General features: G+C 61.0%; 16 protein-coding genes. 5 read left to right on the forward strand and 11 right to left on the reverse strand.

The features are described from left to right. From AC24GY_RS26115 to AC24GY_RS26145, 7 genes are all read right to left on the reverse strand, one after another. The coding region (locus AC24GY_RS26115) for an NYN domain-containing protein (RefSeq protein WP_422319495.1) at positions 1–839 on the reverse strand (839 nt) is incomplete at its 3' end. Positions 840–888: 49 nt separating this feature from the next. Next, positions 889–2,091: a Wadjet anti-phage system protein JetD domain-containing protein gene (locus AC24GY_RS26120; RefSeq protein WP_487689059.1), complete on the reverse strand. Its 1,203-nt coding sequence runs from the start codon at positions 2,089–2,091 to the stop codon at positions 889–891. Beyond that, positions 2,088–5,426, reverse strand: a complete 3,339-nt coding sequence (locus tag AC24GY_RS26125; RefSeq protein ID WP_487689061.1) for an SbcC/MukB-like Walker B domain-containing protein — start codon at positions 5,424–5,426, stop codon at positions 2,088–2,090. Before AC24GY_RS26125 ends, AC24GY_RS26120 begins: the two co-directional genes overlap by 4 nt. Next, entirely contained in the window at positions 5,423–6,076 is a 654-nt protein-coding gene (locus AC24GY_RS26130) for a DUF4194 domain-containing protein (protein ID WP_487689063.1), read from the reverse strand. The genes AC24GY_RS26125 and AC24GY_RS26130 overlap by 4 nt, the downstream gene beginning before the upstream one ends. Before the next feature lie 34 nt (positions 6,077–6,110). Next, positions 6,111–6,665 carry a hypothetical protein gene (locus AC24GY_RS26135; RefSeq protein WP_422319502.1) on the reverse strand — a complete coding sequence of 185 codons (555 nt, stop codon included), beginning with the start codon at positions 6,663–6,665 and terminating at the stop codon, positions 6,111–6,113. Further along, positions 6,665–6,934, reverse strand: a complete 270-nt coding sequence (locus AC24GY_RS26140) for a hypothetical protein (protein ID WP_422319504.1) — start codon at positions 6,932–6,934, stop codon at positions 6,665–6,667. The genes AC24GY_RS26135 and AC24GY_RS26140 overlap by 1 nt, the downstream gene beginning before the upstream one ends. 61 nt (positions 6,935–6,995) lie before the next feature. Then, complete coding sequence (locus AC24GY_RS26145) at positions 6,996–8,474, reverse strand: Wadjet anti-phage system protein JetA family protein (RefSeq protein ID WP_487689065.1); 1,479 nt, start codon at positions 8,472–8,474, stop codon at positions 6,996–6,998. Positions 8,475–8,675: 201 nt separating this feature from the next. Between AC24GY_RS26145 and AC24GY_RS26150 the strand changes: the two genes are divergently transcribed. The 5 genes from AC24GY_RS26150 (at position 8,676) to AC24GY_RS26170 (ending at position 18,685) form a co-directional block, all read left to right on the forward strand. Continuing rightward, positions 8,676–12,164, forward strand: coding sequence for a beta strand repeat-containing protein (locus AC24GY_RS26150; RefSeq protein WP_487689067.1), 3,489 nt, complete (start codon positions 8,676–8,678; stop codon positions 12,162–12,164). A gap of 122 nt (positions 12,165–12,286) precedes the next feature. Further along, positions 12,287–17,386, forward strand: coding sequence for a DUF1549 domain-containing protein (locus tag AC24GY_RS26155; RefSeq protein ID WP_487689069.1), 5,100 nt, complete (start codon positions 12,287–12,289; stop codon positions 17,384–17,386). Positions 17,387–17,489: 103 nt separating this feature from the next. Further along, on the forward strand, positions 17,490–17,708 hold the full coding sequence (locus AC24GY_RS26160) for an addiction module protein (protein WP_487689071.1): 219 nt from the start codon (positions 17,490–17,492) through the stop codon (positions 17,706–17,708). Beyond that, entirely contained in the window at positions 17,705–17,881 is a 177-nt protein-coding gene (locus AC24GY_RS26165) for a type II toxin-antitoxin system RelE/ParE family toxin (RefSeq protein WP_487689073.1), read from the forward strand. The genes AC24GY_RS26160 and AC24GY_RS26165 overlap by 4 nt, the downstream gene beginning before the upstream one ends. Positions 17,882–18,013: 132 nt before the next feature. Continuing rightward, on the forward strand, positions 18,014–18,685 hold the full coding sequence (locus AC24GY_RS26170) for an alpha/beta fold hydrolase (RefSeq protein WP_487689075.1): 672 nt from the start codon (positions 18,014–18,016) through the stop codon (positions 18,683–18,685). Here AC24GY_RS26170 and AC24GY_RS26175 read toward each other — a convergent pair. From AC24GY_RS26175 to AC24GY_RS26190, 4 genes are all read right to left on the reverse strand, one after another. Further along, positions 18,618–19,067 carry an endonuclease domain-containing protein gene (locus AC24GY_RS26175; protein ID WP_487689077.1) on the reverse strand — a complete coding sequence of 150 codons (450 nt, stop codon included), beginning with the start codon at positions 19,065–19,067 and terminating at the stop codon, positions 18,618–18,620. The genes AC24GY_RS26170 and AC24GY_RS26175 overlap by 68 nt on opposite strands. A gap of 253 nt (positions 19,068–19,320) precedes the next feature. Continuing rightward, on the reverse strand, positions 19,321–21,075 hold the full coding sequence (locus tag AC24GY_RS26180) for a putative manganese-dependent inorganic diphosphatase (protein ID WP_487689079.1): 1,755 nt from the start codon (positions 21,073–21,075) through the stop codon (positions 19,321–19,323). 27 nt (positions 21,076–21,102) lie between these two features. Further along, positions 21,103–21,699: a 3-isopropylmalate dehydratase small subunit gene (gene leuD / locus AC24GY_RS26185; protein ID WP_422319520.1), complete on the reverse strand. Its 597-nt coding sequence runs from the start codon at positions 21,697–21,699 to the stop codon at positions 21,103–21,105. 46 nt (positions 21,700–21,745) lie between these two features. Continuing rightward, positions 21,746–23,662: an O-antigen ligase family protein gene (locus AC24GY_RS26190; protein WP_487689081.1), complete on the reverse strand. Its 1,917-nt coding sequence runs from the start codon at positions 23,660–23,662 to the stop codon at positions 21,746–21,748. Positions 23,663–23,692: the final 30 nt, after the last annotated feature.

Raw genomic sequence — 23,692 nt, forward strand, 5'->3', positions numbered from 1 at the left:
TATTCTTCGGAGGCTGAGACTTTGATGCGGTAACCGTTTTCGTTTTTCTCGAGCTTCATCAGGCCGCGATCTGCGGCTGCCTCCAAAAGGGCGCTGAAGGTGCTGAAGCCGTAGAAGCGTTCGTCGAACTGTGGCTGACGGCGACGGATGGCCTGTTTGACGGGGCCGGCCCAGACGGTGTCGCTGCCGCTGCGGCCGAGCATGGCTTCGACGGTTTCCACGACAAGCTGGATCGCTTTTTCGGGATCGCCGCCGGGTTTGCGTTCCTGAGTGGCGGATGGTTTGGCTGTGGAGGGGGCGGGCTTGGCGCGCGCGATGCGCTTTTTGGTCTTTTCTTCTTCGCGCACGAGATCGTCATAGAAGATGAATTCGTCGCAGTTGTCGATGAAGAGTCCGCTGGTGGACTGTTTCACACCGACACCGATGACGGTCTTGTTGTTCTCGCGCAGCTTGCTCACGAGAGGTGAGAAATCGGAGTCGCCGCTGACGATGGCGAAGGTGTCCACATGGGGCTTGGTGTAGCAGAGATCGAGGGCGTCCACGACCATGCGGATGTCTGCGGAGTTTTTGCCTGACTGGCGCACGTGGGGAATTTCGATGAGTTCAAACGAGGCCTGATGGATGCCGGCCTTGAAACTTTTGTAGTGGTCCCAGTCGCAGTAGGCTTTTTTCACGACGATGCTGCCTTTCAGCAGCAGGCGGTCGAGCACCTTGTTCATGTCGAACTTGTCATACTGGGCGTCCTTCACGCCGATAGCCAGGTTTTCAAAGTCGCAGAAAACGGCGATGGTGTGCGTGCGGTCGGTCGTTTGAGCGCGGTCGGTGGAGGGGGTTGCCATGGTGCGAGATCGTCCGCCCGCGCAGGCTCCGGGTCAACTGGCGTTCCAGTCACGTGTTCTCATAAAATGGCCACTCCGGCAAGGAGGGGCGCCCGAGGGATTCCTGCTCGAAGTCGCCTTTCGTGCCGGAGTTTCGCATGGCTTGCAAAGAAGCGTGGCAGTCGGCTATGCGTGGATCAGCGAGCAGGCGGTCGATGATCTGTCGTTCGCGCTGGGTCAATGGCTTTGCCTGGGTGGAAGGCCGCCATGACATGTGAATGGGTAGCACGGGATGAGGAGCGAGCTCACGCAGTTTGCGCAGGATGTCCCAGCCGCTGGGGTCGGTGTCGCCGAAATGGTAGTGAGGCAGAGCGGGCGGCAGTTTTTGCATGAGGAGTTTCACCGCCTGCGTGGGGAAGGAGGTGGCGACGATCAAGGTGCTGCGCTGCGCATCTGCATGTGCGAGCTGGAGGAATGTGGTTTTGCGGTTTTCGACGGTGAGGAGACGCTGGGCGGTGGTGGTGACGTGCGTGGTTTGCTCGAGTTCTGCGACGGACAGCGTGGATTCGTAGCGGAGGTCGAGAGGTTTTGTGTGGTCGGCGAAATGCAGGACCAACGGGCCGCAGTAGTGCAGGGTGCTGTTGGTCGTTTGAATGCCGACAGCTTCCAGTGGTGTCTCGCGTCCGAAGAGTGTTTCCAAGGCGCGTTCGAGGAAGCTTTGCTGGGATTCGAGGTGTTTGGAGTCGTAACCGAGATGCGTGCTCGCATCGCGAATCAGCGTGCCGGTGGGCCATTCGCGGCTGGTGATTTGGAAGAGCAGGGCCAGCAGTTCATTCACACGCACTGGCTCCAGCCAGCGAAAGGGTTCGAGAACTCGTGGGATGTTGAAGGCGGCTTCCAACCGTTGGCATAGTTCACTCCATGCTTCTGGCATGAGAGGGTGTGTTTTCGCTGACCAAGCATGCACCACACTGAGCGCCTGCTGCTGAGATGCCGCGCCGGGCTGGGTGCCGAACTGCTCGTGCAGCCAAGCTTCTGACTCCAATGGCAAGACGATCTTGTCGATGAACCGTGGGTTTCGTTTGCGGGGGACCAGTTGAAATTTGGCAAGCTGCTGGGCTTCACGCAGAGCGGCTTGCTGATCTTCCGCTGAACGGATGCCGGCATCTTCAAGCAGCTGTTCCCAGTCGCGACGGAATGGCTGCACCGATGCTGTCACGCGCCGCTTCCGGGCGGCCATCCAGTCTTGGTGCAACTGGGCGAGCCATTTCATTCCATCAGTTCTGCGAGACGTGAACCTTCGACGCGAACGACCCAGTTTTCGATGTTTTGGATTTGCTCGGTATCCGGGTCGTAGGTGCGTTCGACGCGGCATTGCACGACGGTGTCGGCGTGCTGAAACATGGTGGGCAGGCGGTCCTCGGGGAAGGCCATGATGAGCTGCAGGCCGAAGTTTCGGGCCATGGCGAGGCAGTCGTCAATGCGGTCGCCGCTGAGCTTGCTGAAGGCTTCATCCATGACAACGAGGCCGAGGTTCTGCGGATCGTCGCGGCGGCCGAGATCGTACACACGACGGAAGGCGGCGAGGGTGGCGACGAAGAAGGGTGCCTGGTTTTCGCCACCGCTTTGTTTCTTGGCGCTCTTGTTCAAGCTGATGGCGGCGGCATCGCCACGACCGGCAGGCTTGGCTTCGATGTCCCAGTGATGGTAGTAGCGGTAATCCAGGGCGCGCTGGTGGCGTTTGTCTTCGGGATTGTCGGCGGCGTCGATGGCGGCCATGAGTTCGTTCTTGGCACGCTCGATGTCCTCACGGCCGGCGGCGTTGAAGAGCTCCATCTCGGAACCGCTGGGAAGGCCTTTTTCCACGAGGGTCCAGATGGCGGTGTGTGCCTTGTCGGCGCGGCTGGTGAGCTGGTAGCGCCAGCCGCCGATCTCGTGATCCATGGCGCGGTTGAGCTCGCGCTTGGTGCGGTCGGCTTCGCTGAGTTTTTCGCGGAGCACGTCGAGAACTTGGTGCTGCAGGCGGTCTTCCCACTCGCGCTTGGCTTCGAGAGCGGCGGTCTTGTAGCGCTCAAGTTCGTGGGTTTCGAGATCTTCGCGGCGCTTGTCGTAGGCTTCGTTGTCTTCGGCGTCAGCGTCGAGGGCATCGCTGAGATCGGCGTGGGCGGCGACGAGTTCCTGGCGCTGCACATCGCGCAGGCGGCGGGCCTCCTGCGCATGCGTTTCGAGCTGGATGGCCAGTGCGGCGGCCATCTCGATGGATTTGCGCCAGGAGGTGGATTTCTGGCGTTCAGCATTGATGCGCGTGTTGATCTCATCGTCGGATGAGCCACGCACGAGGGTGCGCGAGGCCTGGCGGGCGATGCGGGTCTGCTCTTCCTGGAAGATGTCTTCGCTGATGGATTCTTCGAGACGGGCCTTGGCGAGTTCGAAGGCGGTGATGGCGGATTTGAGGCTGCCGATGCGTTCGTGGATGCCTTCCAGCGAGGCGTTTTCCACGCGAAGGTTTTCCATGGCCTTCACGTTGTCCGGCGTGGCCAGCAGATCCCAGGTGGCCTGGAGTTCGCCGAGTTCTTTGCGAAATTTGGGGAGGAGCGGTACTTCGTCCGCACCGTCTGGAACGTTGAAGCGGTCGAGACGCCACTCCATGCCGCGATTCACAAAGGCGCGGAGATCATCGCGATCCTGGCGCACTTCTTCAATGACGGCGTCGGTTTCACGGAGTTCGTTCTCACGCACGTCACGGAGACGGCGCAGGCCTTCTTCGCCGAGGGTGATTTCTTTTTCGGGTGTGAGGCGCAGGCGGCGCGGTGGGTCTTTGAGCCAGCCGTCGAGTGACAGGGCGCGTTCGTGTTTGTCGAGTTGCGAGGCTTTGTTCACAGCGACGATGCCGCCGAGGAGGTGATCGAGCACTTTGCCCGCCACGGGATGCTGGGTCTCAAGCAACTCGCGCAGGGAGCCTTTCTCGACCTTGGTGGTGGTCTTGGCGGCTTCCTCGGGATGAATGAGCAGTTCGTTGGGGCTGGGTGTCTGCTGGGCCTGATCCCAGGCGGCGCGGAAGTCTTCGGGAATGACGGCGCGGCGGTTCATGCCGAGCACGGTCTCAAGTAGCGGCCACCATTTTTCGGCCGTGGGTTTTACTTCCACGACGCGGCCCAGCGCGACGGCTTTCTGGCCGCGAGACAGCAAGGCGTTGAGCAGAGGGGAGGGCGAAGCCTGGCCTTCGCGGAGTTGCGTGAGGTCTTTGTGCAACGCGGACTTGCGCATTTCGTGTTCGGCCAGACGAGCCTCGACGGGACGGAGCTGCTCCATGGCTTCGTCGCGAAGCTTGATGAAGGCGTGGGAGGAGTCGCGTGCGGCAGCGAGGGCTTTGCATTCGTCTTTGCTCTGCATGCCGGAGATGGCGGCGGAGGCATCGGTGGTGTCTTGCAGGCCGAGACGAGCGGCGTGCAGCGTCCAGTCCTGCCAGTGGCGCAGATGGGAGCGGATTTGCTCGTGCAGGCTGGTTGCAGCGGCTTCGAGGCGCGTGATCTCCTTGGAGACCTCGCGGCGGCGGCGGTCGTTTTCCTCCATGCGCACGGCTTTGTCGCCGAGGGCAGCACGGGCTGCCTCCACCGAGCGGCGCAGGCGGTCACGCTCTTCGAGGGTCTGCTCGTGCGTTTTGCGATTGTCTTCGTAATCGGCCTGTTTTTCGTCCAGTTCGGCGCGGCTGCGCTGGAGATTTTCCAGTGCTTCCTCGTGCTTCAAAGCATCGCTGAGGTGGGTGTAGAGGGCGGACTCGCGCTTGGAGTTGATCCAGTCCTGATGATGCGCGGAGATGCGTTTCAGGCGTTCGAGCTGATCGTGCATTTTCTCCAGCCGCTCCTGCGCGCGGCGGTGGGCATCGACGCTGGCTTTCACGGCCTTCACATCGGGCATGCCGGGTTCGAGGAGGAACTCGCGTACGAATTTCTCGAAGTTGCTCTCCGGCTCAAAGGCCATCGCGCGTGGGAGCGTCTTGCCCATCTGCTCGGGGTCGAAGCCGAGGTGGCTGCGCATGGCCATCTCATCGAGGTAGGCTTTCTGACGGTCCCAGACGTCACCATCGAGCTCGCGTTTCACGCGGGTGCGGAACTCGTCCTCCTGCAGGAATTGCATGGCCTGAGGTCCGGCTTCGCTGTTGAGGAAGTCCTGCCAGGCGAGGCGGCGGCCGGCGCAGAACCAGATCGTTGATGGCTTGGCCGTGGGGCTTTCGTATTCGATGCGCGCACCCCAGGTTTCGCGGCGTGGCTCTTCTTCACCCTGTTGTGCAGGCCAGGTGAACTCGAGTGCGGCGAGAGTGACGCTGCTGGGACGCAGGTAGCGCTCGTGGCCGTCGCGCCCGGTGGTGTTGGTGTCGCAGAGGCAGTAGCCACGCAGGCTGCGTCCGCTGCCCGCACCGGCAGCGGCTTTGTTGAATTTGCTCTGCTGTTCGCCCAGCATGACGAACTGAATGAGGTCCAGCAGGGCGCTTTTGCCGCTGCCGTTGGCGCCGGTAATCAGTGAGAGGCCGGAGACGTCGATGATCTGACGGTAGCCGTACCAGTTGACCGCGAGGATGCGGCTCAAGGTGATGCGTGACTGGCTCATGCGGGCACCTCCTCAGCGGCGCTGCCGTCTTTGGGCGGCTGAAAGGTCTCCGCGCGCGCCTGCCATGCGGCGATGTCATCAAACGGGATCACGCGGGAGAGGCTGGGCAGGATTTCGATCTGCATCTCCCCGGCCTGCGTCATGCCTTCGGGCTTGAGCGTGCGCACGAGGCGATGCCGACGCAGGCGAACGAGGCAGGATTCGATCTGGGATTTTTCCGGCGTGGCGACCTTGTCGAAGTAAACTTTCAGCGCAGCCCAGAGCTGATCCACGGTGACGATGACGGCCTCCTGGCTGCCGGTGCTGATTTCATCATCGTAGAGGCGCCACAGCGCGAGGAGCACCAGGGTCTCGTCCTTGTCGAAACGACCGAGGAGGAGGCAGGACTCGGTGCGCGGCCTGGCCTGCAACAGCGAGTTTTCGTCATCCACGATCAGTTCCAGCGCGAGGGGCGCGAGGTAATCCTCCACATGGGTGCGGTAGTGATCGCGAGCCAGCATGTAGAGTTCGCGTCCGCTGCCTTCATCGCCCAGCAGCACGCCGCGGCCGAGCAACTCCGCCAGCACCTCGCGCAGCGCGGCGCGGTCAGCATCCGGCACATCACTCCAAAAGGAGCGCGGCCAGAGGGGATCGGAGGTGGAGGCGGACATGGGGGAGGAGAGGATGCAACGATTGCAGGACTGCTCAAGGCAATGGTTCAAGACCTGAGCGAATCTCTTGCAGCAATCCGAGGCGATCATGCTGTCCGCACCAATGTTCGATGTAGGACCAGTCCAACTGTGGGAACTGCACATCCATCACATTTTCAGCATCTATCCGGTCCTGAGGCCTGCCCCAGCGCAGCTTTTGCACGATCACGTCTTCTGCCGTGGGCATGGTGACGTGATGCTGGAGAATGGAATTGTATACGGTACGCCTTCTGGACCACTGACTAAGATGGTGTGGATCATCGTTCCGCAAAAAGAACTCGACCTTAAAGGCCGAGCGTTTTGCTTTGAGAATGTAGCGGCGTGTCCAGGTGGACGTTTCCAGATACTGCTGGGGATCAAGATCGAATCCTGGCTCCAGCCTTTTGATCAAGCGGCTGAAAGCGGGCTCTTCCAGCTCCACGACAAAATCCACATCCTTGGTGGAGCGCGGGATGCCATAAACCATGGAGGCAAATGAGCCTGCCAGCATGTAAGACACATGCTCGGCTTCCAGTGCCTCGATGACTGCAATGACAAAATGCTGTTCCATCAGGCGCTGGTTGTGGCCAGAACATACAGCCCGCGATCTTCTCGTCGGCGCTGGCGGTCCAGCCTTTCCGTGAGAATCTGGCAAACCTGTTCATCCGTGATGCCCGGCGATTCCTGCCGTATTCCTTCCCGCATCCACTCAAACGCGAGGTCGATCTGATCCAGAGTGGCCACCAGACGCTCCTCCTCGCTCATGGAACGCGCGCGCATCACCTTCTCTCTGCGGATGGACCGCTGGAGATCTAAGGTGGATGTCGGCAGGGTAGTCATGAGGGTCGCATTAAAATAGTCCGTCACCATTGGCTGCCAAGCCCGGAATTGATCAGCCAGCTCAACTCTCCCGCTTCACTGAAAACCGCTCAATACGATGCCCGGCGTGGGTGTCGTGCTCAATGATGTGGGGTTCCAGGCCGTTGCGGCGGCGGAGGCCGTCCACGCTCCAGCGGACGCGTTTGCCGGCGAGGGCGGGGGCGTGTTCGTAGGCCACGACGGCGAGGAGGTCGAGGAGGTCGTCGGTGGTTTCGAGGTGGATGTCTTCGGTGCTGGTGGTGCCTTTTTTATTGGGGATGAGCTTGGCGACGAGGCGTGCGGCGCGCTGGGGTGTGAGGGCGAGGCGCTGGCGCTCCTTCCAGGCGGCGAGGACGTCGTCTTCGCTTTGTTTGACGGCGCCGCTTTGGCCGAAGGTGAGATCGACGGGGGCTTTGGTGCGGCGGGGCTTGTAGAGGGATTCGGTGCCGAAGAAGAAGCGGGTCTCGACACAGCGCGGGGCGAAGTCGGCGGGCTTGGCGCCGAGTTCGGAGAAGCGACCGCCGGCGTGGGCGGTGTTGATGGAGTCGCAGTAGGCTTTGATGATCTCCGGACGGCGGCCGCGAAGCTCGGTCTGGTAGCGGTAGCGCTGCTGGCTGAGGCGGTTGAAGGCGGCCATGCGCAGGTCGATGGCCTCGGCACGGCGTTTCAGGCCTCCGAGATCGCGATCAAGGCGGGTGAGGAGGGAGATGGCGAGGTCGTAGGACTCGGTGGAGTCGTAGCCGTAGTGCTCGCGCAGGCCTTCGGAGAGGCGTTCGCGCATGAGCGGATCGTCATGGCGCTCTGCAATGATGCTGCGGGCCTGTTCGATGCGCATGAGCAAGCCGCCGCGACGCAGGGCATCGTAGCAGACCATGTGCTGGCCCTGGCCGAACTCCTCGTAGAGGAGGCTCAGCGTGTCGGCGGCGGTGGCGCTCTGGCGCTGGCGCTGCTCGAAGCTGGTGACGATTTTTTCCACGGCGTGGAGCTGCTCGATGGCGCGTTCGAGGCGCTGGGAGAGATCGGTGACGGTGGAGCGGAGCTGATCGGGCTGCTTGAGCACGGGATCGAGCACGCCGCGCTCCTCCAGGGTCTGGCAGAGGCCGCGCAGCGTGTCAGCGAAGGTTTTCAGCTCGGCCACGCGGTCCTCGGCGAGGTCGCGCAGCATGCGCAGGAGGGGGCGCAGGCCGGGGGTGATGACGGCCCAGCGCTCATGCAGGCCGAGGGTCTGATCTTCCAGCCAGCCTGCGGCGATGAGGCGATTGAAAAACTGGCCGGCACGCTGCCGGGCATCGCGAAGGGCAGCGCCCTCATCTTCTGACAGCAAGGACAGGGGATGGCGGGCGATGACTTCGCGGATGATCTCGTTGGTTTCGCGCTGGGAGAGGCGTCCGGCCTCACCGGCTTCCTCGACCAAGCGGTCCGCGCAATCCACATAAACCGGCGCAGAGGGCCGTGCGAGGGGGCGGAAGAAATCCGCCGACACGCTGCGGCTGAGTCGGGTGCTGAGGGATTCGGGGAGCATTCAGTCTGCGCATCATGGGGAGGCACCATGCAGGGGCAACTTTTTCGATGAGCTGCGATCCCCGGAATAAAGGAAATTCGTATGCGAAAAAATGGAGAACAAGCATTGCGTGAGCGTTGGGCGGTTTCAACATAACCGCCCCCTGAGCGTCTAAGCCGCTCTCCTTCCTGCTCCCCCTCTATTTTGATGATGATCCCGACCTTGCTTACCACACGTATGCGGCAGATGCTGCTGTTGTCACTGCTTGCTAGCAGCGTGGGGGAACTGATGGCCACATCCTACACCTATGACACGGATGGCACTGCCAGCGGGGTGATCACCGAAGGAACGCTGGGCTGGAACGGCACCAACGCCGTGTGGAACAACGGCGGGAGTTTGATCGCATGGCCGGGGCAAAACACGGACATCGCGATCTTTGGCGGCGGCACAGCCGGGGCGGGAGCTGGCACGGCGGGCACTGTGACGGTGGGCTCCGTGCTGGCCAATGGCATCACGTTTAACACACCCAATGCCGGCAGCTACACGCTCAGCGGCGGCACCATCACGCTGGACGGCACCACGCCCACACTGACCGTGAACAGCGCCACGGCAGTCATCAACAGCGCACTTGCAGGAACCGTGGGCGTGACGAAGGCGGGAGCGGGGACGCTCACTCTGGGTGGTGGCAGTGCGAACACCCTGACGGGAACCACTGTGGTCAATGCCGGGACGCTGACTCTGAACAAGACCGCAGGGATTGATGCCATCGCCGACGACTTGACGATAGCGGGCGGTACCGTGGTCTGGAATGCGAGCAACCAGATCGCCAATGCTGCGGATATCCTCGTCTCAGGCGGGCAGCTGAACTTTAACAATGCCAGCGAGACGTTTGCCAGCTACACGCAGAGTTCCGGTGGCTGGCTCTCCAGTGGGAGCAACGCGGGCAGCATCTCCGTGAGCGGAGCTTTCAGCGTCACCGGCGGCAACCAGTATGTCGTCAACAGCGGCGGTCAGCTCAGCGTGGGCAGCATGAGTCTGACGGGCGGCAACGGGCTGCTGGTGGGCGGCAATGGCAGCACGCTTACCACAGTGACCGTGGGCAGCGGCGGGCTGACGCTCAATGGCCGCACCATCCAGCTCAATCTGGCCAGTGTTGCGGGAAGAGTGGGGAACAGCCTCAACCTGCAAGGTACTTTGAGCAATACGGGTGGCACCAGCATCATTCAGGCGGACGCCGCCACCACTCCGCTTTCAGGCAGCGTGGCGCAGGTGGATCTTGGAGCAGACCGAATTCTCGACATCAGTGGTGGCAGCCTGACCATCAGCAACTCCCTCACGGTGCTCGGTACTGGCACCACGGTGAAAAGCGGCGTCGGCACCCTGAACTTCGGTGTCACCGCCGGCACCAATGCCATCAAGCTTGCGACCCTCAGCATCACCGGAGGCACCGTGAGCCTGAACAACAACGAGCAGTTTCAGGACACCCTGAACATGACCAACAGTGGTGGGCAGATGAATTTCAATTCCAAGGCGGAAACCCTGGCGTCCTACACGCAGACGACGACCACCGCCAATCCGAGCAGCCTTACGACGGGCCTGCTCACCGGCATTGGGGGCAACGTCACTTTTACCGGCGCCCTCAAGGTCTCAGGCAATGGATACACCACTTCCGCGATCACGATCAGCTCCAGTTCCAGTCTCAGCGCTGCGTCGGTGGATCTCACGGGCGCGACTGGTGTGGCCGTTCTCATTGGCGGTGTCGGCACGGTGAGCGTCAGCCAGCTTAACATCGGCTCCGGCGGGCTGACCATGAACGGACAGACCATCAACATGAGCCGTGCGGCTGCGGGTCAGTTTGGTGCCAGCATCAATCTTGGTGGTGACTTCACGGCCAGCGGCATCAATTCCATCAGCTATCAGACCTCGGATGGCACACTCGTGGCGGGTTCTGTCGGCACGCTGAATCTGGGCGCTTCCACCCGCACCTTCACTCTCAACGACCCCACACCGACCACCCCGCCCACGACCGCGGATGCCAGCGATGCAACGACCATCAACCTCGTCATCAGCGGGAGCGGTGGCATCACCAAGGCGGGAGCGGGTAATCTGATCTTTACCGGTGTCAATTCCAACACCTACACCGGCGACACGAACGTCAACGCGGGCCGGCTTTACCTCAGCAAGACGGCTGGCAGCGATGCCCTGGCTGGCGACCTTTACATCAACAACGGCGGCTATGTGCAGTGGACGCAGAACAACCAGCTCAATGACGCCAATTCTGACGTGATCATTTCCACCGGCGGATTTGTGGATTTCAACGGCAAGTCCGAAACCTTCAACAACTTCACCAAAAGCGGCGGCACCGTAACGAGCACCGCTGGCTTCATCACCATCAACGGCATCATGAATGTCACCGGTGGCGGCAGCAATTTTACGACTCTCTTAGAGACAGGAAACCGCTACACCATCAATTCCAACGGCGTGACCACCGCCAATACCGTGACCTTTGCAGGGGCAGGCACCAGCGCTCTGCTGGTGGGCGGGAACGGTGCCACCCGCATCACCCGCTTTGTGGTCGGCAGCGGTGGCATCACCCTGCTGGGTAACACGCTTACCTTTAATCGTGCTTCGGCGACCGGCAATCAAGGCAGTGAATTCGTTCTCCAAGGCACGCTCACTTCCTCCGGCACAAGCCTCATCACGCGCGACACCTCCACCATCGGCGTCACCAATCTCAATCTCAACGGTGCCGAACGCACCTTTGCCATCACCGGAGGCACGACCACGGTGAACCTGAACATCGTGAGCAACAATCTCGAAGACACCATCGCCACCACCACGGCGACCGCCACCGCAGGAAGCATCAACAAGACTGGCGCGGGGATCCTCATCCTGAACGAAAACAACACCTACACCGGGAAAACCACCGTGCAGGCCGGCATTCTTCGACTCGGCAGCACCAGCATTGCCACCACACCCACGGCCACCACCATCACCGGGGCCATCAATGACTCGGTGTGGCTGGATGTCGCCAGCGGTGCCACCTTCAACAACAACACGGGCAGCACCTACTCGTATGATGGGACCGTCTCCGGCAGCGGCACGGTGAGCGGGAACTTCACCGCCACCGACGGCATCGGGGCAGTCAGCGGCAGCGGTATCATCCGCGCTGGAGGCAGCAGCAATGCTGCCAGCATTGCCACGGCTGGGGACCAGAATGGCACGCTTACTTTTGCCAACAATCTCACGCTTGCCACGGGTGCCACACGCCTGGATTTCACCATCACGGGCAGCACTGGAAACGCGGCCAGCAGCTACAGTGGAAACTTGACCACCTGGCTGGCGGCTCTGCCCACCACGAATGCCAGCCTGCTGACTGGCAGCCCAGGGAACCACGACCACGTGGAGATCACCGGTGTGCTCACCCTCAACGCTGGCGGCACCATCAGCGTCACCAATGCGGGCTACACCCCTGTTTTCGGAGACGTTTTCAACCTGTTCGACTGGGGCAGCCTCATCAACAACGGTTTCAATGCCTCTGCCACAGGAGGGGATCTCATCCTGCCCTCGCTCGGCGCGGGGTACGTCTGGGACACCAGTCTCTTCCTGAGCCACGGGACGCTCGTTGTGGTGCCTGAGCCCGGTCGTGCCGCCTGCCTGATGTTTTCTCTGGTCCTTTTCGCCCTCAGGCGGAACCGCCGCTGGAGGTGACATGTGATCGGCTACTCTGGGGCATGGACGATTCCGCCCTGAGGAGGGCGGTGCGCAAGACGGCCCATTGGACCGGCGTTGTGCTGGGCTGCCCTGATTTTGTCAAAAACGCCCGCCAACCCATGAAGACACGTCTCCTCATTCCTGTACTCTTCCTCGCCGCCGTTGTGCATGCCGCACCGCCGAAGAAGGACGAGGGCATCGACCCGAACAAGCCGGTCTCCTTTTACAAGCACATCCGCCCGATCTTTCAGGCGCAGTGCAATGGCTGCCATCAGCCGGCGAAAAAGAAGGGCGACTACATCATGACGGAGTTCGTGGCGCTGCTCAAAGGGGGTGAGGAAGGCCATGCGGTGGTGGCGGGCAAACCGGCGGAGTCCAATTTGCTGAAGCTGATTAAACCGGACGAAAAGGGCAAGGTAGAGATGCCGCAGAAGGCGGAGCCGCTGCATGAAACGCAGATCGCCCTGATCGAACGCTGGATCGCGGAAGGTGCGAAGGATGACACGCCGGCGTCTGCCAAGGCGCAATATGACATGGCGCACCCGCCGGTGTACGTGAAGGCACCGGCCATCACCTCCATCGATTATTCGCCGGATGGCAGCATGATCGCGGTGGCGGGCTACCATGAAGTTTTGATCCACAAGGCGGACGGCAGCGGCATTGTTTCACGTCTCGTCGGTCTGGCGGAGCGCATTCAGAAGCTGGCCTGGTCTCCGGATGGGAAGAAGATCGCGCTCACTGGCGGCAGCCCGGCGCGCATGGGTGAAATCCAGATCTGGGACGTGGCGGCGAAGAAGCTGGAGCTCTCCAAGTCGCTGACCTTTGACACCCTGTATGGCGCGAGCTGGTCGCCGGATGGCAAATTTTTGGCATTTGGCTGTGGAGACAATGCGGTGCGTGCCATCGAGGTGGCTACAGGCAAAGAAACGCTCTTCATGGGCGGGCACAGCGACTGGGTGCTGGACACCGTGTGGGGCGTGGATGGCAAGCATGTCGTTTCCTGCGGTCGTGACATGAGTGTGAAGCTCACCGAAGTGGCGACGCAGCGTTTTGTTGATAACGTGACTTCCATCACTCCTGGCGCGCTGAAAGGTGGGGTGCAGGTGCTGGCGCGGCATCCGCTGCGCAATGAAGTGCTCATTGGCGGCACGGATGGTGTGCCCGCGATCTACCGGATGGAGCGCATTACGAAGCGCGTCATTGGCGACAACGCCAACCTTATCCGCAAATTCCCCGCGATGCAGGGCCGCATCTTTGGCGTCGATTTTGCGCCGGATGGCAAGCGCATCGCTGCGGGCACCTCGTATGAGGGAACGGGAACGGTGAACATCTACGCCAGCGATTACGACAGCACGATGCCTGAGGCGGTGAAGAAGATCGTCGAAACGGTAAGCGGCAAGGGCCCGGCACTGGATGATTGGGTGGTCAAAGGTGTGAAGCAGCTCAGCAGCACCGCGATTCCCTGCGGCATCTTCAGCGTCACCTTCAGCCCGGATGGCAAATCGGTCGCCGTGGCAGGTCAGGATGGACAGATTCGTCTCATTGACGCGGCCACAGGAGCCATCGCCAAGGAGTTTGTCTCCGTGCCGCTGGTGAAGGAAAAAATCCTCGCTGCCTCGGACGTGATCGTGGACGACAGCGTGCGTGTGGTGGTCGAGAAGGACCACAAAATCGAAACCCTGCACGCTGGGCCGACGGTTGCCTCCATCGATGTCGAGCCGACCACGATCAAGATCGGCAAGCCGACGGAATATGCGCAGCTGCTGGTCACCGCCCGCATGAGCGACGGCACACGTGCGGATGTGACGCGGATGGCCAAGATCACTTCTGAAAATGCCGAAGTCGTGGATGTGAACACACGCGGCATGGTGCGTCCGGACAAGGATGGAGCGACCAATGTGAAGATCTCCTTCCAGGGCAAGACGGCGAACATCCCGGTGAATGTGAGCGGCATGAACGTGGCGCTCCATCCGGACTACGTGCGCGATGTGATGCCCATCATGTCGAAGCTGGGCTGCAATCAAGGCACCTGCCACGGCGCGAAGGAAGGCAAGGCGGGCTTCAAGCTCTCGCTGCGTGGTTATGATCCCGTTTACGATGTGCTCGCCTTTGCGGATGATCTCTCCAGCCGCCGTGCGAACGTCGCCTCGCCGGAGCATTCGCTGATGCTTTTGAAGGCCAGCGGCAGCGTGCCGCATGAAGGGGGCCAGCTCACCGTTCCGGGAGAGCTTTACTATGAGTCGCTTAAAGCCTGGATCGGCCAAGGGGCCAAGCTGGACCTGAAGACGCCGCGCGTGACCAGCATCGAACTGTCGCCGAAGAATCCGGTCATTGAGCGTGTTGGCGGTCGCCAACAGCTGCGTGTTATCGCGCGTTATGCAGATGGCTATGTCAAAGACGTCACCGCCGAGGCCTTCCTGGACAGCGGCAATGGCGATGTGATCGAGGCCGACAAGAAGGGGCTCATGACGAGTCTGCGCCGTGGTGAGGCGCCGATCCTTGCGCGCTTTGAAGGAGCCTATGCCGCCACCACCATCACGGTGATGGGCGACCGCACGGGCTTTGCCTGGAAGGAGCCGGAGAAGTGGAACAAGATCGACGAACTCGTGGCGCAGAAATGGCAGCGCATGAAGATCGAGCCGAGCGGCCTGTGCAATGACGAGGACTTTTTCCGCCGCATCCATCTCGATCTCACCGGCCTGCCGCCGAAGCCCGAAGAGGTCAATGCCTTCCTGGCTGACAAGCGTGACACGCGCACCAAGCGTAGCGAGGTGGTGGACAAGCTCATCGGTAACCCTGATTTCGTCGAGCATTGGGCCAACAAGTGGGCCGACATGCTGCAGGTGAACGCGAAGTTCCTCGGTGCCGAAGGTGCCGGCGGTCTGCGCACCTGGATCAAGCAGCAGGTCGCGGACAACACGCCGTACGACCGCTTTGCGTATCGCATCATCACCGCCACAGGCTCGAACAAGGACAACCCGCCTGCGGCTTACTTCAAGACGGTGCGCACGGCTGAAGAGATCAGCGAAAACACCACGCACCTCTTCCTTGCGACCCGCTTCAACTGCAACAAGTGCCACGACCATCCCTTTGAGCGCTGGACGATGGACCAGTACTATGAAACCGCGTCCTACTTCGCGCAGATTGACCTCAAGGGTGATCCTGCCGCCAAAGGCCAGACCATCGGCGGCAGTGCTGTCGAAGGCGCGAAGCCGTTGTTTGAAATCGTGGCTGACAAGAAAGACGGTGACGTGCTGCATCTGCGCACCAACAAGCCCGTCGCGCCTCAGGTGCCGTTTGAAACGGAACTCGTCAGCAAAACGGCGAGCACCCGGCGTGAGCAGTTTGCCACATGGATGACCAGCCCGCAGAACGATTACTTCGCCATGAGCTATGCGAACCGCATCTGGGGCTACCTCACCGGCACTGGCGTCATCGAACCGCTGGATGACATCCGAGCCGGCAATCCGCCGAGCAATCCTGAGTTGCTCCAGTACCTGACGAACGAATTTGTGCAGAGCGGCTTCAACGTGCGCCATCTGATGAAGATCATCGCCAACAGCCGCACCTACAATCTGAGCCTGGCCACCAACAAGTGGAACGAGGACGACAAGACCAACTACAGCCACGCCAAGGCGCGCCGCCTGCCTGCTGAGGTGCTGTTTGACTCCGTCTTTGCCGTGACCGGCAGCATGCCGAACATCCCTGGCATGCCCAAAGGCACCCGCGCCGCCGCTCTGGCGGATGGACAGGTCAAGCTGCAGGACGGATTCCTGGCCAACTTCGGCAAACCTGCCCGCGAATCCGTGTGCGAGTGCGAACGCAGCAACGAGGTGAACTTGGGCCCTGTGATGGCGCTGATGAGCGGCCCGACCGTGGGTGATGCCATCAGTGATCCGGGCAACGCCATTGCCAAGCTCACCAACGAGATCAAAGACGATCGCCAGCTCGTGGATGCGATCTTCCTGCGCATCCTCAACAGCCATGCGAATGAGAAGGAGATCAACGCCGCGCTGGCCTCCATGCAGGAGCTTGATCCTGAGAACAAGCAGCTCGCCGCCGCGCTCCAAGCCAAGGAGGCGGAGCAGCAGCCGATCATTGCCAAGGCCGAGCAGGAGCGCCTGGCCGCCATCGACGCCGCGAAGAAGGAACTCGAAGCCTACAAAGCCAAGATGGCTCCGGAGATCGCCAAAAAGGAAGCTGCGCGCAAAGCCGCCATCACCGCTGCGGAAGCCAAGGTGAAGACGGTGCAGGACACCGCCGCTGCGAATCAGCCTGCGTGGGAAAATTACCTCGATCTCACCACGGAATGGCAGCCGTTTGACAGCATCAAGGTGCAGCGCGCCGCTGGCGTGGAGAAACTCGAAGTACAGCCGGATGGCAGCCTCTTTGCCACCGCGCTGCCTGCAGGCCGCGAAACCGCCGGCAACTACATGCTGATTGGTAAAACGACACTCACCAACATCACGGCCATCAAGCTGGAGATGCTGCCTGATGACCGCCTGCCCAGCAACGGTCCTGGCCTCGCCTCCGATGGCAACTTTGTGCTCGGTGAACTCACCGTCCGCACGGACCCCATGGACGCCAAGCGCAGCAAGCGCGGTGGTGAAGAGCAGCTGCTGAAAAATCCGAAGGCCGACTTTGAGCAGACCAACTTTGTCGTGACCGAAGCCCTCAAGAAAGGCAATCGTGACCGCGGCTGGGCTGTGAGCCCGCAGGGTGGTTTCCGCCATGAAGCCACCTTTGAATTCGCCAAGCCTGTGGCAAATGACGGCGGTTCGCAGTTCACCATCGTGATGACCTCCAACTTCCAGAACGGCAAATACAACCCGGGTCGTTTCCGCTTGTGGGTCACCACCAGCCCGACCGTTCGCTTTGGCACACCCGCCGCTGTTGCCGCCGCGCTGAAGGCCGCCAAGCGCACGCCTGAGCAGAATGCGCTGCTGACCCAGCACTTCCTCAACCAGTTCAAGGACTACCAGACGCAGAAGAAGGTGCTGGCCAATGCCCGCAGGCCGCTGCCGGTTGATGAGCAGCTTGTGGCACTTGAAACCAAACACACCGATACGCAGAAGCCGATTCAGATTGATCCCAAGCTGGTCCAGCTCCGTCGTGATGCTGGTCTGAGTCAGACACAGCTTGGTAATAAGCGGCTTACGGCTGCGCAGGATCTGGCGTGGGCCTTGATCAACTCGCCTGCGTTCTTGTTTAATCACTAAGGCGCTTTGTTAAGGCAGCCCGGTTGCGGCGCAACTGGACTGCCTTACCTGCCTTTCACCGTCGAGCATTGACTCGGTGGCATTGGTGCAATAACTTCATACCATGAACGTCGAACGTTTTCCAGGTCTCGCGCAACTGCCCGACGAGGACAAGATGACTCTGATGGCAGAACTTTGGAAAGATGTCATGGATGATACCCCCGATGACAATCCTGCGCTGGCGGAATTCGTGGAGCAGCGTTGGCAGGAATACCGGCAACACCCTGATCGTGTGTCTTCTTGGAGTGAGGTCAAAGCTCGTATTGTTGCCTCTCGTGCATGAAACATGAAATCGTCTGGACGTGGGCCGCTGAGGCCGACTTGCAGCGTTTCTATTCTGAGGCCGAAGACATTCAGGACGGTCGGGGCGTGGAGTTGCTAACCCAAGTTGAAACCGCCACGGCCTTGCTGGCGCAATTCCCCCCGCATGGCTTGCAATTGGAGGTTTCCAGTTAGACGCCTTATGATTAGGCGTCGCAAGCTTGCCTTGTTTTACGTTCCTGAATCGCGTGGCATTGTCATCATTGGCGTTGCTGACATTCGACGTGATCCAGACAAATGGTGGGATGAACTGCTCAATCGTATGCCATGAACGACACCTCATCAAATCCTCCCACCCCCACAGTTATCCTCATCCACGGACTGGGGCGTTCGCGACGCAGCATGTGGCTGGTGGGGCTGTGGCTGAAGTTTTGTGGGTATCGGGTGAAGAGCATTGGTTATCCGTCGCACCGTGTTTCGATTGCGGATGCGGTGGGGAAGCATCTGAACCCGGCGCTGGAACGGCTGGAGATTGCCGAAGGTTCGCGGGTACATTTTGTGACGCATTCGCTCGGGGGCATTGTGTTTCGGGCGTGGGCGGCGCAGCGTGATCCGGCGTTTCCGCTGGGGCGTGCGGTGCTGCTCGCGCCGCCGAATCAGGGAAGTCAGATCATTGATGAACTGGGCCAGTGGCGCTGGGTGCGCTGGCTGCTGGGGCCGGTGTCAGCAGAGCTCGGCACGGATGCCGCCAGCACGCCGAACACGCTGGGGCCGCTGCCGCCTGAGACGGGTGTCATCATGGGAAACAAGGACACGTTGCCGGTTTTTCGGCGTTTGCTGGGCGCGGAATCTGATGGGGTCGTCACGATTGCCAGTTCGCATGGGGAGGGCGAGGCGGACTTCACGCTGCTGCCGACGAATCATGCCACGATCATTCTGCAGCCTGCGGTTTTCCGGGCGGTGCACCGGTTTTTGAAGACGGGGAGTTTTGGGGAGTGAAGGTGGTTCGATTCCAGATCACGTTCATCACGCCGTCGGTATTCCGCATCATTTCGTCATTCGTGAATCGTAGTGTCTCGATACCTTGAGATCGTAAGAAGGACTCTCTTGCTGTGTCGTGCTGCTTTCCTTCGGTGGTGTTGTGCTGTCCGCCATCCAGTTCGATTGCGAGCTTCAAATCCGCGCAGTAGAAATCAAGGACGTAAGGTGCCACCGGATGCTGGCGGCGGAACTTGCGTTTGTTCATGCGGCGGCCGCGCAGGCAAGCCCTCAGGAGAGCTTCGGGATCTGTGGCGTCTTGGCGGAGCTTGCGGGCGAACTCAATGAGAGTGAGACGTTCGCCGGTGATTTCATAACGAATTTCTTCCAAGCGCGTGAGCATGGGGGAACTACATCATAAGGTGTAAGCGGGCGTCAAGGATGCTTTGGGCCGCCCCTCACCCAGCCTCTCCCCGAAGGTGAACATGGAGCGATGCATGCCTTCGGCGGGGAGAGGGGGATGCGTTTTGGCTCCGACTCACTTTCGAATGGGGGTAGCGCACTTCCCCTCTCCCCGCCCCATGCTGCGATGCTCCATGACAATCTTCGGGGAGAGGCGGGGTGAGGGGTGATATGCCGATCACGTCGGTCTTGTCTCAAGGCGCGGCCAGCTTGGTGACGACGTGGCTCATGTAGGGGAAGAGCTGTTTCTTGCGGCTGACGACGCCGGCCATGTCGTAGACGTGTTCTTTGGCCTGCGGGTAGTCGATGGCATCGATGACGCGCTGGTCTCCGGCAACCAACAGCACGCTGTGGTGGCGGGTGATGTCGGTGACCATGAGGCAGGCGAAGTGGAGGTTGTGCTTGGTGAGCAGGGATTGCAGGGCGCCCTGCAGATCGGCTTCGCGCTTCCAGAATTCGTCGAGGCCGAGTTCTTCGATCTGGGAAATGCTGATGTGCCAGCCGTTTTCCTCGAACACTTTGCGGTCGCTTTCCAAGGCGCGGTCAGGGGTGTTCTCGCGGAGCATGGAGCCGGCGGCGAAGAAGTCTTTGACGAACTGGGCGCTGTCGATGCCGCCGATACTGCTGAGCCATTCGAGGATTTCCTTGTCCGTGCTCGTCGTGGTGGGGCTGGTGAGGTGCAGCGTGTCGGAGATGATGCCGGCGCAGAGGCAGATGGCGGTGGATTTGTCCGGTGCGGCTTCGCGCATGCGGTACATGATGCCCACGATGGTGGAGGTGCTGCCCACGGGTTCGTTGATGAAACGTATGGGCTCCTTGGTGCGCAGATTGCCGCTGAGACGATGGTGATCGATCACCTCGATGATTTCGGCCTCATCGGCTCCGGCCACGGCCTGGGCAAATTCATTGTGGTCTACCAGCACGAGCTTCATGCGTGGCAGGTCAATGAGGTCTGACTTGGAGAAGACGCCGAGGAGTTTCTGTGTTTCTTCGTCGACCACGGGAAAGAGCGGCTGGCCGGAATGCTGCGCTGCCGGCACAATTTCGCGCAGCGGGGTGCGTGAACCGAAGGAGAGGAATTCGTGTGTAAGCGCCTCGCCGATGGGGCGTGAAAAGCGCAGGAGCTGCGAGGTGCTGGCGGTGTCGTAGGGTGAATAAATGATGGCGACACCCTGCTGTGCGGCCCGTGTCAGAATGCTGGAGGTGGCTTTGAACTTGCCGGTGATGATGAGGCAGCGCGCATTCATCTCGATCGCCAGTTCGTGAATCTCCGGGCGGTCGCCCGTGATCATCACAAGGCGGTTTGCCGGGAACTGCCGGGTGCGTTTGTGCGTGGTCTCCAAGCTGGATGCCGCGACGACGAGCACGAAATCCTGAATTGTTTCCAGATCGGCTGCGGCACCACCCAGGATGCCGTCGAGAGCATTGACAATGTTCAGCAGGCTGCTGCGGACTTCACGATTGGCCTGGTCCGTTTTGTCATTTGTCTGCGCCGGCAGAAAGAGCTGCGCGAGCTCCTGAATGGCCGGCATACCGAGCAGGCGGCCTTCGTCATCGACGATGGGGATGCTGCGGAAGTTGTGATCCATCATCATCCGATACACGGAGAGGAAGGTCTGGTGCGGGCTGGCGGTGAACACATCGCGCCGGCAGATGGAGGCGGCGGTGGGCCGGACATCGAGCAGGAGTTTGGGGCCGGGAACGCCTGCGGTTTGCAGCACCCAGTTGGTGCGCACACTGAGTTCGCCACAGCAGGCGGCTTCGGCCTTCATCCCGCGCACATCCCGCAAGAAGGCCGCATAGCCGATGGCGGAACAGATGGCGTCCGTATCGGGATTGCGATGCCCGATGACGTGGATTGTGTCCGGAGAGGGGGACGGACGCAAGGCCGACGAAATGCGGACGATTAACGACGAATTATCCGTCGCGGCTGTTTCAGTGGCGGCCATGCGTCAGGCGGTAAGGATGGGACAAACTCAGGCGAAACCCAGTGCCGTGATGCGGGCATGCACAGCGTCCTTGTTTTCAAGAAGTTCGGCGATGGGGTCCCACTTGCCGGTGGTCAGTGCTTCGAGCGCGGACCCTGGCAGGGTGATGGCGAATTCCTGGTCTTCGAAAAACACCTTGCCAGCAGCGACGTCGATGGTGACTTCGAGCTTCGGGTTGCGCTCGATCTCGTTGGCCAGCACGCGGATGTCTGCAGCGCTCGCGCACACGCAGGGGATGCCGAGTGTGGTGCAGTTGCCGAAAAAGATTTCCGCGAAGCTCTCGGCAATCACGGCACGGATGCCGAAACGATAGAGGGCCTGAGGGGCGTGCTCACGGGAGCTGCCGCAGCCGAAATTGGTGCCGGAGAGCAGGATGTTGGCGCCTTTGAAACGAGGATCGTCAAGGGGGTGGCCGGTGGGCTTGCCGTCCTTGTCGAAACGCACGTCGTAGAAGGCGAATTCACCGAGTCCGTCAAAGGTCACGCATTTCATGAAGCGTGCCGGGATGATGCGGTCAGTGTCGATGTCCGAGCCAGGAACGTAAACGCCGCAGCCGGTAACTTGGGTGATTTTTGCGAGTGCCATGAGGGGTGCGACAGTAACGGAATTCGGCGTGAGGGCAATGCACATCTCAGCGTCCTTGCTGCTGGATCAGGGCGGTCCGTGCCTGATCAGCCTCCAAGGCGGTCTGGCGGAGGAGTTCGCGGTAGCTGTCCAGCCAGTTGGTGGTGCCTTCGGGGTTCAGGGCCTTCGCTTTTCCGGCCCAGAGGTAGGCAAATTCAGCCTCCTGATAGTGCTTCATGCGGTGATAGTGCATGCCCAGGGCCAGGCGGGGCTCCTCGTAGAGCGGGGCGAGGATCAGCGCCCGCTGGATGGCCTGAAAAGCGGCGTCGTTTTTGCCAGCGGCATCCAGGGCATCCGCCAAGGCGAGTTGGTAGAGGTAATTGTAGGGATTGAGCGTCGTCGCACGGGTGAGTTCTTTCAGCGAGGCGTCCACGGTGCGGAGGTAGGCATCCTTGGTCATGTGGGAATGGATAGAGTCCATCAAGGCCACGCCGTGCTGATAAGCCAGCACGGCGTTGCGTGGGTCCATGAGCGTGGCGCGGGCGAAATGACCCAGAGCTTTGCCTGTTTCGCCATCCTTGATTTGGAGCCGGGCATAGGCGGCATAACCATCCGCCGTGCCGAAAATCGCCGCAGCACCCAGCAGCGTGGTGGAGGCTGCGAGCATGGCGATTTTCATGAGGAAGCGCAGCCCCCAGATGCGCCGGGATTTAAACACTTCGCTCTCGATGCCGGGATTGGCGAGCAGGCCGAGGAGGATGGCGCCGACCAGGGCGGTGATCGGGATATGTCCTTGAAATTCAAACACCGCCTGCACCAGCGTGGCCAGCAGTGCGGCGATGCCGCCGAGCGTGAGCGCCAGCGCATTGCTACTGAGCATGCCGGTGGCGGGGAATTTTTCCAAGGTGAACCAGCGCAAGAAGCGAAGGCCGTTCAACAGGTGTGCCAGCAGCACCAGCAGCACCAGCGCCAGCCCGGCCCAGCCGTAATCCGCCAGCGTCTGCAGGTACTCATTGTGAGCGAAGAGGGCATCTCCCATGTATGGCGAAGATTCCGGATCCCGATGCGTGATGCTGCCTTCGTAAAACATGCGTGATCCAACGCCAACCCAGGGTGACTCTGCATTCTGCGCCAATGCGGCGCGCCAGATGTACACGCGCAGGTCCTCGCCCAGCGGGCTGGTCAGCTGCCGCCTGAGCATGGATTCTTCATTGACCTTGTAGAGCGCGCCGCCTGCGGCTCCCCCCACCAGCAGCAGGGCGATGATCAGCCATTTGAAGAGCGACCGCTTGGTGCTCCATACGATCCACAGCGTGAGCAGCACAAACACCACACCACCGACGGCAAAACCCAGCATCGCCGCCCGGCTGGCTGTCAGGGCCACTCCTGCGAGCATTGATAAAATGGCAAAACCCAGCAGCAGCCGCGAGGCAATGTGAATGCGCGCAAACAGCATCAGGCCTGCCGACAGGAAGGCCGTGAAGGACAGAAACGCGGCGAGATGATTGGGATTGTTGAAAAAGCCGCCGATGCGCCCGGGCTGGAAGGAACGCGAGAAGCCCGGCACCAGATGGAAATCCCAGCGGCCTTTGAAATGCACCCAGCCGGCGGTCAGATTCCCTGCCACCAGCACCAGCAGCACACAGACGATGCCAAGCCGCCATTTCGAGTCGCTGACAGCGGTCACCGTCAACAAATAGGCAATGAAGCCTGCCAGCAGCACGGCGGCGTCCTCACGTGCATAGATCTCCACGGGGGAAGCCCAGGCACGCCAGCCCACGTAGCCTGCCAGCAGGAGCATAGTGAGCAAACACCAGTCACTGGGTTGAAAACTCACGCGCAATTTCCAGCGCAGGACGGCGGTCAAACCCGCGAGACCCAGCAGCAGACACCCGGGCCAGAAGAACAACAAACGCGTCTCCGTGCCGAGCAATCCGGTCACGAACAGGCCAAGGAGAAAGAGAATGAGAGCGAGTTTCTGCATGCAAAAGGCCGCCCGGAGACGGAACAAGCG

It is taken from the genome of Prosthecobacter sp. Pr1 (assembly GCF_057652315.1).